The following is a 12,641-nucleotide window of genomic DNA, read 5'->3' on the forward strand; positions in this document are numbered from 1 at the left end:
GTCACCAGCCGCTCGGCGTTCGAGCCGGTCGCCGCGGGCTCCGGGGTAGCGTCAGCGGGCTGTGCTCGGCGGCGCAGGAATGTTTTCCCCCGCACCGGCGTCGAGCTTCTACAGCGTCCGAAACGGATCGGACGTCCGCGCGGACGTCCCCGACAAGGTTTGCGATAGGGCTAGTCGATGACTTCTGGCACCGCCCGGATGCGGCCCCGCCGCGCCGCCGTGTTCTCGTTGCACACTTCGCCGCTGGAGCAGCCCGGCACCGGTGACGCGGGCGGGATGAACGTCTACATCGCGCAGACCGCGACCCGGCTGGCCGAACTCGGCACCGAGGTGGAGATCTTCACCCGCGCCACGTCCTCCGAGGTGCCGCCGGTCGCGGAGCTCGCGCCGGGCGTCACGGTGCGCCACGTCGTGGCCGGTCCGTTCGAGGGCTTGGACAAGAACGAGCTGCCCGCGCAGCTGTGCGCGTTCGCCGCGGGCGCGCTGCGCGCGGAGGCCCGGCACGAGCCGGGGTTCTACGACGTCGTGCACTCGCACTACTGGCTGTCCGGGCAGGTCGGCTGGTTGGCCAGGGAACGCTGGGGAGTGCCGCTGGTGCACACCGCGCACACCCTGGCGAAGGTGAAGAACACCGCGCTGGCCGCGGGCGACACCCCCGAGCCGCGGGTCCGGGTGCTCGGCGAGGAGCAGGTGGTCGCCGAGGCGGACCGCCTCGTCGCGAACACCGAGGTGGAGGCGTCCGACCTGGTCCGGCTCTACGGCGCCGACCCGGCGGAGGTGGCGACCATCCCGCCGGGCGTGGACCTGCGCCGGTTCACGCCGGGAGATTCGGCCGCGGCGCGCGCCCGGTTCGGGTTGTCGCGGGACGCGCTGGTGTTCGCGTTCGTCGGCCGCATCCAGCCGTTGAAGGCACCGGACGTGCTGCTGCGCGCGACCGCGGAGCTGCTGGCCCGGCGTCCCGAGCTGCGCCCGCGGTTGGCGGTGCTGGTCGTCGGCGGCCCGTCGGGCAGCGGGCTGGAACGCCCGGAGGCGCTGCAGGAGCTGGCGCGGGAACTCGGCATCGCCGATGTGGTGCGCTTCCTGCCGCCGCAGGGCGGGGAGGCGCTGGCCGACGTCTACCGGGCCGCGGACGTGGTGACGGTGCCCAGCTACAACGAATCGTTCGGCCTGGTCGCGCTGGAGGCGCAGGCCTGCGGCACGCCGGTGGTGGCGGCCGCGGTCGGCGGCCTGCCGGTGGCGGTGGCCGACGGCCGGTCCGGGCTGCTGGTCGCGGGGCACGGTACGGACCAGTGGGCGGACGCGTTGAGCTCGGTGGCCGACGCCGGTTTACGCACCCGGCTCGCGGCGGGGACGGTGGAGCACGCGGAGACGTTCTCCTGGGACCGCACCACGGAGGCGTTGCTGGACACCTACGCGCGGGCGAAGCACGCGTTCCACTCGCAGTTCAGCTTGGAGGTGACGGCGTGACCGTCGTGGAGACCATCGAGTCCGCGCTGGACGCGAGCGAACTGGACTACCGGCAGGAGGCCGACGGCCGGTTCTTCGTGACGTTGCCGGGCACGAAGAAGCTGCAGACGAACTGCTGGCTGGTCGTGGCCGAGCACGCGGTGGTCGTGGAGGCCTTCGTGTGCAGGCAGCCGGACGAGGCGCACGAGGACGTCTACCGGTACCTGCTTCGGCGCAACGCGCGGCTCTACGGCGTGCACTACACGATCGACGGGACCGGGGACATCTACCTGGTGGGCCGGATCGGCCTGCACGCGGTGACGGCGGAGGAGATCGACCGGGTGCTCGGGCAGGTGCTGGAGGCCGCGGACGGGGATTTCAACTCGCTGCTGGAACTGGGGTTCGGCACCGCGATCCGCCGGGAGTGGGGCTGGCGGGAGTCGCGCGGCGAGTCGCTGGCGAACCTGCGGCCGTTCGAGCAGCTGGTGCGCCGGGACGGTCCGCTGGCGCCGGCGGACGAAGAACGGGCCTGATCCCCTGCTCCTGCGTGCGTCCGCTGGTCGGACCGGCGGACGCGAGGGGCGGCTCGGGAGAGAGGGGGAGTCGCGAGCTCGAACCGCCCCACGCGTGAGGTCCCGCCTGCGGGCCCAGTGGGCGGGGGGCACCCGGGGCCCGGCGGGGCGTGGTTCGACGGGGGAGACGAACCACGCTCTTTTTGTTGCTCTCGTCCGGACCGGGGAGTGCGTGGGAGCCGATCCGCGAGAGCAGTGTCAACTTCGCAGAGTCACGCACTGGCCACAAGTCCGATCTATTACTCCATTCGAGTGATCTTCCACACTAGGGGTAACGCTGCGGATTAATCATCAAGGAATAGTGTGCACGTTTGTGACTGGCGACACTTTCGTGTCACGGTGGCACGGTGAATGGATAACCGTCGGGTGACGACCACAACCGATTTGCGGGGTCACTGCCAGCGGCTGCGTTCCCCCGAAGATCATCACTCGATACGGTGGCGCACTGCTCTGAGTGATCGACCACGGGGTGGTCGTTGTGTCGCACAACTGAAAAATCCTCATGTTTCATGCATGGTCACTCAGTCGTGGAGCAGTGGAGGCTGACCCGATCGGCCCAGTTCCGGTTGGTACTGCGTCGTTCGGGGGACGGGGACGATGTCCAGTGCGATCGGGTGGCCCCCCCGAGGGCCTCGCGAGCTCGTCGCCGCCCCTCGCGTCAGGGCCCGGAGGTTCGCGGGCGCGCCCGCGGCGGCCGGGCACGCGGCGCGGACGGCTTGTCATAGCCTGAGCCCATGACTGTCGGGACTCTGGTACTGCTGCGACACGGCGAAAGCACCTGGAACGCCGAGAACCTGTTCACCGGCTGGGTCGACGTTCCTCTCTCCGAGAAGGGCACGACCGAGGCGCGCCGCGGCGGCGAGCTGCTGCGCGAAACCGGGGTGCTGCCCGACGTGCTGCACACCTCGCTGCTGCGCCGGGCCATCACCACCGCCAACATCGCCCTGGACGGTGCCGACCGGCACTGGATCCCGGTGCGCCGGGACTGGCGGCTCAACGAGCGGCACTACGGCGCGCTGCAGGGCAAGAACAAGAAGCAGACCCTGGACGAGTACGGCGAGGAGCAGTTCATGCTCTGGCGCCGCTCCTACGACACGCCGCCGCCGGAGATCGAGCCGACCGACGAGTTCAGCCAGGAAGGCGACCCGCGCTACGCGGACCTCGGCGCCGACATGCCGCGCACCGAGTGCCTCAAGGACGTCGTGGCGCGGCTGCTGCCGTACTGGGAGAACGCGATCGTGCCGGACCTGCGGGCCGGCCGGACCGTGCTCGTGGCCGCGCACGGCAACTCGCTGCGGGCGCTGGTGAAGCACCTCGACGGGATCTCGGACGAGGAGATCGCCGGGCTGAACATCCCGACGGGCATCCCGCTGCGCTACGACCTCGACGAGCAGCTGGCCCCGACCAACCCGGGCGGCACGTACCTGGACCCGGACGCCGCCGCCTCGGCCGCGGCGGCGGTGGCCAACCAAGGGCGCTGATCCGAGATCGCCTCGCCACCGGTGCGCAGCGGCGCCCGGTGGCGAGGCGATCACCGGCCGTAGTCTCACCGGGCGACACCTGAGCGAAGGTGTCGCCCGTTCTACGTCCGCTCCCTGTTCACGCGGGGAGCGCGGCAACGGTCCGCAGCTGAACCCGGCTCCACTTTCGAGTGAATCAGAGGTGAAGAACCCTCCGATTCATGTCGCGGGTGTCACGGATCGCGCTCGCGGGCTGGTCCAGCACCGCATCTCCCTGCTTACGATGCTGCTGTGACCGCATTGGGCTATACCGCCCTGATCATCGGCTTGCTGGCGATCGGTGTGGCGGCCGGGTACCTGGCCGCGCGGACGGCGCGGCACCGCGAACGCCGTCGGCCCGAGGGGCCGACCGTCGCGGAACTGCTGCAGCGACTCGTGCACCGGACGAACAACGGCATCGTCGTGCTCAACCGGTTCGGCGACGTGGTGCTGAACAATCCGCGCGCCGACGAGCTCGGCTTCGTCCGGGACAACCAGGCCGACCCCCGCGCCCGCAAGGCCGCCGAGGAGGCGCTGGAAACCGGCGAACCGGTGACCGTGGACCTGTCCCCGCTGAACCGCACGTCGCTGCGCGGTCGCGGACCGGCCGCGGTGCTCGGCGAAGTGCGACCGCTCGGCGACGGGTTCACCGTGATCGACGCGGGCGACGAGTCCGACGCCGTCCGGCTGGAGGCGACCCGGCGGGACTTCGTGGCCAACGTCTCGCACGAGCTCAAGACCCCGGTCGGCGCGCTCGCGCTGCTGGCGGAAGCCGTGATCGACGCCTCCGACGACGCCGACGAGGTCCGCCGGTTCTCCACCAAGATCCTGCACGAGTCGACCCGGCTGGGCACGCTCGTCTCCGAGCTCATCGCGCTGTCCCGGCTGCAGGGCGCCGAACGGCTGCCCGAGCTGACCACCGTCGAAGTCGACGTCGTCGTCGAGGAGGCGCTGGGGCGCTCCCGCATCGCGGCCGAGTCCGCGGGCATCGAGATCACCCTCGACGATCCCAGCGACCTGCTGCTCGACGGGGACCGGACGCTGCTGGTGACCGCGCTGAGCAACCTCATCGACAACGCCGTGTCGTACTCCCCGCCGGGGTCGCCGGTGTCCATCAGCCGCCGGATGGTCGGCGACTTCGTGGAGATCGCCGTCACCGACCGGGGCATCGGCATCGACCCGCAGCACCAGCAGCGGGTGTTCGAGCGGTTCTTCCGCGTCGACCCGGCCCGCTCGCGGGCCACCGGCGGGACCGGCCTCGGGCTGGCCATCGTCAAGCACGTCGCCGCCAACCACGGCGGCGAGGTGAAGTTGTGGAGCAGGCTCGGAACCGGCTCCACGTTCACCCTCCGGGTGCCTCGGCACGGTGCCGACGCGGAGGTGGGCGGTACCGGCGAGCAGAACGCGGCGACCGGTTCGGAGCTCGCCGGCTCCGAGCAGTCCGGGGGCGAGGCCCGGTCGGACGCCGCGGCGGGTACCGCCGAACCGGGCCGGGCGGACACCCGGCCCGAGACCGATAGTGCGGACGGGGTCGCAACCGTCGAAACGGGAGGAGTCCGGTGACCAGGGTGCTGATCGTGGAGGACGAGGAGTCCTTCGCCGACCCATTGGCGTTCCTGCTGCGCAAGGAGGGGTTCACCGCGGCGGTCGCAACGACCGGCCAGGAGGCGCTGGACGAGTTCGACCGCAACGGCGCGGACATCGTGCTGCTCGACCTGATGCTGCCCGGCATGAGCGGCACCGACGTGTGCAAGCAGCTGCGGCAGCGCTCCGCCGTCCCGGTGATCATGGTGACGGCGCGGGACAGCGAGATCGACAAGGTGGTCGGGCTCGAACTGGGCGCCGACGACTACGTCACCAAGCCGTACTCGGCCAGGGAGCTGATCGCGCGGGTGCGCGCGGTGCTGCGCCGCGGCGGCGAGGCCGAGGACCTGCAGCCGCAGGCGCTGGAGGCCGGTCCGGTGCGGATGGACGTGGAGCGGCACGTGGTGACGGTGGCGAGCGAGGAGATCAGCTTGCCGCTCAAGGAATTCGACCTGCTCGAATACCTGCTGCGCAACGTGGGCCGGGTGCTGACCCGCGGGCAGCTGATCGACCGGGTGTGGGGCGCGGACTACGTCGGCGACACCAAGACCCTCGACGTCCACGTGAAGCGGCTGCGCTCCAAGCTGGAGCCGGACCCGGCCGAACCCCAGTACCTGGTCACGGTGCGCGGCCTGGGCTACAAGTTCGAGGTGTGAGCGCCTCGCCCGCCCGGGGCGAGTAGCGACCCCGGCACGGGGCGCGTCGAGGCGGGGCGCGGGGGCGACGGCGGTGTGGCCCGGTTCGCACCGGTTCGTGGCCCCCACCCGGCTCGGGGGTGTGGTTGCGGCCGGTAACGTTGTCGGACATGCGCCTAGGGGTGCTCGACGTCGGATCCAACACCGTCCACCTGCTCGTGGTGGACGCGCACCGTGGTGCCCATCCGACCCCGATGACATCGGAGAAGACCGTGCTGCGGCTGGCCGAGCGGATCGGCGCCGACAGGCGCCTCGGCGACGACGACGCCGATGAGCTCGTCGGCACCGTCGCCGAGGTGAAGCAGGCCGCCGAGCAGGCGGGCTGCGAAGACCTGATGGCCTTCGCCACGTCCGCGATCCGCGAAGCCGACAACGCCACCGAGGTGCTCGCGCGCGTCCGGGACGAGACGGGCGTGGAATTGCGCGTGCTCTCCGGCGAGCAGGAGGCGCGGCTGACGTTCCTGGCCGCGCGGCGCTGGTACGGCTGGTCCGCGGGCAGGTTGCTGCTGCTCGACATCGGCGGCGGCTCGCTGGAGATGGCCATCGGCATCGACGAGCAGCCCGACCTGGCGGCCTCGCTGCCGCTGGGCGCCGGTCGGCTGGCCCGCACCCGGCTGCCGCAGGACCCGCCGAGCCGGCGGCAGGTGGGCGAAGTGCGGGAGTGGCTGGACGAGCAGCTGGCTCCGACGGCGAAGCGCTTCCGCAAGATCGGCGGCCCCGATCGTGCCGTCGCCACCTCCAAGACGTTCCGCTCGCTGGCGCGGCTCACCGGTTCGGCGCCCGCCTCGGCGGGCCCGCGCGTGCCGCGCACCCTCACCGAGACCGGCCTGCGCCAGCTGCTGGCGTTCATCACCCGGATGTCCGCGGCCGACCTGGCCGGGCTGGACGGGGTCAGCAGCGCGCGCTCCCACCAGCTCGTCAGCGGAGCGCTGGTCGCGGAGGCGGTGATGCGCGCGCTGGGCGTCACCGAACTGGACATCTGCCCGTGGGCGCTGCGGGAAGGCGTCATCCTCAGGCGGCTGGACCACGCCAACGGAGAGGACCACACTGCCATGCGGACCCGCCTAGAGCTCGGGTCGTTCGACGCGGAGCCCTTCGCGAACGGGTCGGATGCGGACCGGGGAACTGGACGGCAAGCCCACTACGGGGCACGGTGGAATCGATGAGTCGGGACAGCGGGTCCGAGCACCCGAGCCAGCGCACCGTCGCGGAGCTGCTCGCCGAGTACGGCGGCGGCTCCCAGAAGAACGCGCACCGGCGACGCAGGCGCGCCGAGGACCCGAGCGAAACTGCCCCGCAGGCGATCATCGAACGGGTGCTCTCGGACAGCGGCACCATGCGCGCGATCAAGCCGGACGAGGCCGAGGACACCCGTTCCGGCCAGGCCGGGGGCGCCGCCCCGCCCGCTCCGGGACGCCCGCAGGCACCGCACGGCGGCACGGGGCCGCAAGCCCCGGTTCCGCCCGCCTCCCCCCCGGCAGCACCCCAGTACGGCGGCCCGCCGTCCGGGCCGCAGCCCGCCGGGCCACCGCCCGGACCCCCGCGCACCGGGCCGCAGCCGACCGCGGCGCCACCTGCCGCGGGTCCGCCGCCCGCTCCCGCCGGTCCGGTTCCGCCCGTCGCGCCGGGACCGCCCGCGGCTCCCGCGGCGGAATCCGCGCCGCCCGAGGACGACGTCGCCGATCCGGACCAGGGGTCCGGGTTCTGGGCTCGCCGCTTCGCCGCCGCCGGGGCGCCGCCGCGCGCGACCGCTCCGCACGAACCCGAGGCCGCGCCGTCGGACGCGGAGATGACCGTCCAGCAGCCCGCGCTGCCCGGACGCGCCCCCGCGGGCCCGCCGCCCGAGCAGCCGACCCGGTCGGTGCCCATCGAGGGCGCGACCGAGCAGCTGCCGAGGGTGGAGGCCGAGGCCAAGAGCGCCGGGGCCGAGGGCACCGCGATGATGGCCTACCCCGGAGCTCCCGAAGCGCCGCAGCGCTCCGACGACCCGTACGACTTCGACGACTACGAGGACTACGACCGCACCGGCGGCGCCTACCCGGATGAAGCGGTCTTCGAGGACTACGCCGACGGCGAGGCCACCCGGTACCACCGGGACGGCTACGACGCCGACGACGACTACGACGACTACGACGCCGCGCCCGCCGGGTTGGACGCCGACGACTACCGGGCCGACGACGCCGACGAGGAACCGGAGCAGACCACCGGCAAGGAGTGGCTGGTGCTGGCGCTGCAGGGCGGTGCCGGGCTGATCTGCGGTGGCGCGGTGTGGTTCGCGTTCCGCTGGTTGTGGACCGCGATCCCGATCGCGGCGCTGGTCGCCGCGCTGGCGATCACGGGTGCGCTGGTGTTCGTGGCGCGGAAGTTCTTGCGCACCGACGATCTGCAGACGATCCTGCTCGCGGTGCTGGTCGGGCTGATCTGCACCGTGTCACCGGCCGCGCTGCTGCTGATCGGGCATTGAGGCCGGATTCGTCGCGCGGGTCCGCACCCGGACCCGCCGGGGTGACACCAGGTGGTGGGGCCGCGACACGCTGGGGCAGGACATGACACCGCAACCGCATACGACGACCGAGCCGAGCCGCCCCGACATCCCGGTCGGGCTCTCCAGCGCATCGGTGTGGCCGCAACCCGCGCGGGCGGCGTTCGAGATGGCGGCCGATCTGGGCTTCGACGGGGTCGAGGTGATGGTCTGGGCGGACGCGGTGAGCCAGGACGTGGGCGCGCTGCACCGGCTCGCGCAGGAGCACGGGGTGCCGATCCTGGCGGTGCACGCGCCCTGCCTGCTGATCACGCAGCGGGTGTGGTCGCCCGAGCCGGAGGAGCGGCTGCGCCGCGCGGTGGTGGCCGCGAGCGATCTGGGCGCCTCGACGGTGGTGGTGCACCCGCCGTTCCGCTGGCAGCGCCGGTACGCCGAGGGCTTCGGCGACCTGGTCGGCGAGCTGGAGGAGACCAGCGGCATCCGGGTCGCGGTGGAGAACATGTTCCCGATCCGCCCGCCGAACCGGCTCAACCGGCTGCGCGGCGGCCGGGCGAGCGGGCTGTCGGCGTTCACGCCCTCGCCCGACCCGACGGAGGTCGGCTACCGCAACTACACGCTCGACCTGTCGCACGCCGCCGCCGCGCACGTGGACGCGGTGGAGCTGTACAAGCGGATGCAGGACCGGCTCGCGCACGTCCACCTGGCGGACGGCACCGGAGCGCCCCGTGACGAACATCTCGTGCCGGGGCGCGGCACCCAGCCGTGCGCGCAGGTCTGCGAGCTGCTCGCCGCGGACGGCTTCGCCGGCTCGGTCGTGCTGGAGGTGAACAGCCGGAAGGCCCGCAACCAGCAGGAACGCGCGGCGCTGCTGGCGGAGTCGCTGGTGTTCGCCCGGTTGCACCTGCAAGCGCCCGGCAGGCCGCAGGAGGGCGAACCCGGTACCGGCCCGTGATCAACTTCGAAACGGGTACGTAGGATCATGGCATGAGTACGATGCGCGCCTCGCTCGCTCATGAGCGACGCCGGCACTGCGCGGGTCGCGCGTGAACGACACCCCCTTCCTCGACACCCTCGCCGTGCGCCCGCTGGGCGACGGCACCTTCGTCGCCGATCTGCACCAGGACTGGGCGGTCGGCGACCGCCCGCACGGCGGCTACCTGCTCGCGCTGCTCAGCCGCGCCGCCGTCGGCGAGACCTCGCTGGACCCGCTGTCGGTCAGCGCCCAGTACCTGCGCTCACCGAAGGTGGGGCCGGTGCTGCTGCGCACCGAACGCCTCAAGGCGGGCCGGACCGTCACCGTCGTGCGCGCGGTGCTGGAGCAGGCCGGGCAGGTGTGCGTGGACGCCACCATCACCCTCGGCGAGATTCCGGACGAGCCGCCCACCTGGTCGGACCTGCCGGACATGCCGGTGAACCCACCGCCGGACGCGGTCGACCTCGGCAGCTCCGATGCGGGCGGGCCGAACGGGCTCGCGCGGGCCTGCGACATGCGGCTCGATCCGCGCGGAGCCGGTTTCCTGCGCGGCAGCACCAGCGAACCGCTGCGGCTGCGGATGTGGGCGCGCCCGCACCAGGGGCAGCCGGACCTGCTGTTCGGGCTGATCGCCGGGGACCTGACGATGCCCGTCACGTTCAACCTGGGCCGCTTCGGGTGGTCGCCGACGGTGCAGCTCACGGCGCTGCTGCGGGCTCGGCCGGCGAACGGCTGGTTCCGGCTCGTGGTGGAGTCCAAGGCTGTGCACGGCCCGTGGTTCGACGAGGACACCCTCGTCATCGACTCCACCGGCCGCCTGGTCTGCCAGGCGCGGCAGCTGGCGCTGAGCGCGAAGTGAGGACGCGGGCGGGCCGTGCGCGGCCTGCCCGTTCCGGGCGGCGGCCGGGGTTAGGGTGGCGACTCCGGCCGAACGACCGCCGACCGTAGGGAGACCAGCCGTGCCGACCGTGCGCATCCACCCCATCCAGCTCGACTTCAAGCACTCGGGCGGCGGACAGGTGTGCAACCTGTGCGGGGCGCAGGAGAAGTGGGCCTCGGCGGCCCAGCCGACGGTGCAGGGCGCCGCCTACGACCGCTCGCTGCACCTGGCGCACCTGGTGACCGAGCACCTCGCCGACGTGCAGGGCACCTTCTCCAACGCCGAACGCGGCAAGGAGAAGTCCATCACCGACAACGCCCCCACCGACGAACCCGACGAGACCCCCGCGGAGTGATCCCCTCCGCACACGCGGCCGCTCAATGATCGTGCCGACGCCGCGAACCCACACCCACCACCTAGCCGAAGGCCACGCCTAGCCCGGCGAAACCGGCCCGCTCCAAGACCGAAGCCCGCGCCAGCGGCGAAGCCGTGCCTCCGGCGGGCGAAGCGACGCTTGCCTCGCGGCCGAAGGCCGTGCCTTTGCGGCGTAGCCGTGCAGTGGGCGGGCGAAGCCACGCCTGCCTCGCGGCCGAAGGCCGTGCCCCGCGGCGTAGCCGTGCCTGGATTCGCGAAGCGAATAGCCCACGTCCAAAAGCCGCTCATCGGCGGGTTCTCAGTCGGTCTCTCGCGAGGACGGCTTTTCCCTCGTGGCGGAGCCACTTGGGAAAAAGATCCCGCAGCGAGAGACCGGCTGAGGTTCCGCTACCCGGCCACCCGAGCAGAACGACCCGCCATCACTACGCCTGCTCGACGTCAAGATCCCCGTCGGCGTGTTGTTTGCGGAGTCGTTTCTTGTCGTACTTGCCGACGCTGGTCTTCGGCGCTTCGTCGATGAAGGTCCAGTGCTCCGGCAGCTGCCACTTCGCGACCCTGCCGAGCAGGAATTCGCGCAGTTCCGCCGCGTCCGCCTGCGCGCCTTCGTGCAGCACCACTGCGGCCAGCGGTCGCTCGTCCCACTTCGCGTCCGGCACGCCCACGACCATCGCCTCGGCGACGGCGGGGTGCGCCACGAGGTGGTTCTCCAGCTCCACCGACGAGATCCACTCCCCGCCGGACTTGATCACGTCCTTGGCGCGGTCGGTGAGCCGCAGGAACCCGTCGGCCGACAGGGTGCCCACGTCCTCGGTGCGCAGCCAGCCGTCGCGGAACTTCTCGGGGTCGTCGTTGTTGTAGTAGGACGACGCGACCCACGGGCCGCGCACCTCCAGCTCGCCGACGCTCTTGCCGTCCCACGGCAGTTCGTTGCCGTCGTCGTCGATGAGCCGCGCCTGCACGGCCGAGGACAACCGGCCCTGCGACTCCCGGTACGGCCACTGCTGCTCGCCGGTCGCCGAGCCCGGTGGCCGGGCGACGCTGCCCAGCGGCGAGGTCTCGGTCATGCCCCACGCGTGCAGCACGGGGATGCCGTAGCGCTCCTGGAAGGTCCGCATCAGCGACGGCGGGCACGCCGAGCCGCCCACCACGACCTCGCGCAGCGAGGAGATGTCCTGCGGGTCCTGGTCGAGGTGGCCCAGCACGCCCTGCCAGATCGTCGGCACGGCCGCGGCCATCGTGGGGTGCAGCGAGGTGATCATCCGGACCAGCGGCTCCGGCTGCAGGAACCGGTCCGGCATGATCAGCGACGCGCCCGCCATCATCGCCGCGTACGGCATGCCCCAGGACATCGCGTGGAACATCGGCACGACGGCCAGCCCGCGGTCCGCCTGCGCCAGCGCCATCCCGTCCGACATGCACACCTGCATCGAGTGCAGCCAGATGGAGCGGTGCGAGTAGACGACGCCCTTCGGGTTGCCGGTGGTGCCGGAGGTGTAGCACATCGCCGCCGCGCTGCGTTCGTCCAGCTCGGGCCAGTCGAAGGTCTCCTGGCGCCCGCGCAGCAGCTGCTCGTAGTCGTGCACCTGCACGCCCTCGGGGGCCTGCAGCGACGACGGGTCGCCGTTGACGATCACGTGCCGCACGGTGCTCAGCGACGGGAGGATCTTCTGGAACAGCGGGAGCAGGCTCTCGTCGACGACGACCACGTGGTCCTCGGCGTGATCGGCGATGTAGCTGATCTGCTCGGGGAACAAGCGGATGTTGAGGGTGTGCAGCACCGCGCCCATCGACGGGGCGGCCAGGTAGATCTCCAGGTGCTCGGCGTTGTTCCACATGAACGTGGCGACCCGCTGGTCCCCGGTGACGCCCAGCTCGCGGAGCCCGTGGGCGAGCTGAGCCGCGCGGCGGCCGACCTCGGCGTAGCTGCGGCGGCGGGCCTGTTCCCCGGTCCAGGTGACCACCTCCGAGGCTCCGTGGGTGGTGCTGCCGTGTTCCAGAATCCTGGCGATCGACAGCGGGCCGTCGTGCATCGTGCTCAGCATCGGGATCGGACCTCCAAGTCCGCGCGCTCGGGCGCTCCATCAACGGCGGTGTCGTGGCTGCGGACACACTAACCGCGCAGGTGACGCCTGGGG

The 12,641-nt window shown here is 72.1% G+C and carries 11 protein-coding genes; 10 read left to right on the forward strand and 1 reads right to left on the reverse strand.

Annotation, left to right across the window (positions count from 1 at the left end; all coding sequences use genetic code 11):
* Positions 1-177: 177 nt before the first annotated feature.
* The 10 genes from mshA to ACWD38_RS12250 all read left to right on the forward strand — a co-directional run bounded on the left by mshA (position 178) and on the right by ACWD38_RS12250 (position 10,486).
* Complete coding sequence (mshA, locus tag ACWD38_RS12205) at positions 178-1,467, forward strand: D-inositol-3-phosphate glycosyltransferase (protein WP_184475965.1); 1,290 nt, start codon at positions 178-180, stop codon at positions 1,465-1,467.
* Complete coding sequence (locus ACWD38_RS12210; RefSeq protein WP_184475967.1) at positions 1,464-1,979, forward strand: YbjN domain-containing protein; 516 nt, start codon at positions 1,464-1,466, stop codon at positions 1,977-1,979. Before mshA ends, ACWD38_RS12210 begins: the two co-directional genes overlap by 4 nt.
* Positions 1,980-2,752: 773 nt before the next feature.
* Entirely contained in the window at positions 2,753-3,499 is a 747-nt protein-coding gene (locus tag ACWD38_RS12215) for a phosphoglyceromutase (protein WP_184475969.1), read from the forward strand.
* Positions 3,500-3,769: 270 nt separating this feature from the next.
* A complete protein-coding gene (locus ACWD38_RS12220) occupies positions 3,770-5,080 on the forward strand; it encodes an ATP-binding protein (protein WP_184475971.1) in 1,311 nt (436 codons plus the stop codon).
* Positions 5,077-5,757 carry a response regulator transcription factor gene (locus ACWD38_RS12225; protein WP_184475973.1) on the forward strand — a complete coding sequence of 227 codons (681 nt, stop codon included), beginning with the start codon at positions 5,077-5,079 and terminating at the stop codon, positions 5,755-5,757. Before ACWD38_RS12220 ends, ACWD38_RS12225 begins: the two co-directional genes overlap by 4 nt.
* A 149-nt stretch (positions 5,758-5,906) precedes the next feature.
* Positions 5,907-6,962 (forward strand): Ppx/GppA phosphatase family protein, encoded by a 1,056-nt coding sequence (locus ACWD38_RS12230; protein ID WP_184475975.1) that lies wholly within the window; start codon positions 5,907-5,909, stop codon positions 6,960-6,962.
* Positions 6,959-8,260 carry a hypothetical protein gene (locus ACWD38_RS12235; RefSeq protein ID WP_184475977.1) on the forward strand — a complete coding sequence of 434 codons (1,302 nt, stop codon included), beginning with the start codon at positions 6,959-6,961 and terminating at the stop codon, positions 8,258-8,260. Before ACWD38_RS12230 ends, ACWD38_RS12235 begins: the two co-directional genes overlap by 4 nt.
* A gap of 82 nt (positions 8,261-8,342) precedes the next feature.
* Positions 8,343-9,230: a sugar phosphate isomerase/epimerase family protein gene (locus tag ACWD38_RS12240; RefSeq protein WP_184475979.1), complete on the forward strand. Its 888-nt coding sequence runs from the start codon at positions 8,343-8,345 to the stop codon at positions 9,228-9,230.
* A gap of 91 nt (positions 9,231-9,321) precedes the next feature.
* A complete protein-coding gene (locus tag ACWD38_RS12245; RefSeq protein ID WP_343071152.1) occupies positions 9,322-10,110 on the forward strand; it encodes a thioesterase family protein in 789 nt (262 codons plus the stop codon).
* A 100-nt stretch (positions 10,111-10,210) separates the two neighbouring features.
* Positions 10,211-10,486 (forward strand): hypothetical protein, encoded by a 276-nt coding sequence (locus ACWD38_RS12250; protein ID WP_184475981.1) that lies wholly within the window; start codon positions 10,211-10,213, stop codon positions 10,484-10,486.
* Positions 10,487-10,928: 442 nt separating this feature from the next.
* On the opposite strand, the gene ACWD38_RS12255 is transcribed toward ACWD38_RS12250, so the two are convergent.
* The gene (locus tag ACWD38_RS12255) at positions 10,929-12,548 is read right to left on the reverse strand and encodes a long-chain fatty acid--CoA ligase (protein WP_184475983.1); all 1,620 of its coding nucleotides are present in this window, start codon (positions 12,546-12,548) and stop codon (positions 10,929-10,931) included.
* Positions 12,549-12,641: the final 93 nt, after the last annotated feature.

The sequence above is a fragment of the Saccharopolyspora sp. NPDC002578 genome (assembly GCF_053592695.1).

What these genes read in the sequence shown, in the direction of transcription:
- mshA (WP_184475965.1), top strand. Translation starts at nt 178, where the DNA reads ATGACTTCTGGCACCGCCCGGATGCGGCCCCGCCGCGCCGCCGTGTTC.
- ACWD38_RS12215 (WP_184475969.1), top strand. Translation starts at nt 2,753, where the DNA reads ATGACTGTCGGGACTCTGGTACTGCTGCGACACGGCGAAAGCACCTGG.
- ACWD38_RS12230 (WP_184475975.1), top strand. Translation starts at nt 5,907, where the DNA reads ATGCGCCTAGGGGTGCTCGACGTCGGATCCAACACCGTCCACCTGCTC.
- ACWD38_RS12235 (WP_184475977.1), top strand. Translation starts at nt 6,959, where the DNA reads ATGAGTCGGGACAGCGGGTCCGAGCACCCGAGCCAGCGCACCGTCGCG.
- ACWD38_RS12240 (WP_184475979.1), top strand. Translation starts at nt 8,343, where the DNA reads ATGACACCGCAACCGCATACGACGACCGAGCCGAGCCGCCCCGACATC.
- ACWD38_RS12255 (WP_184475983.1), bottom strand. Translation starts at nt 12,548, where the DNA reads ATGCTGAGCACGATGCACGACGGCCCGCTGTCGATCGCCAGGATTCTG.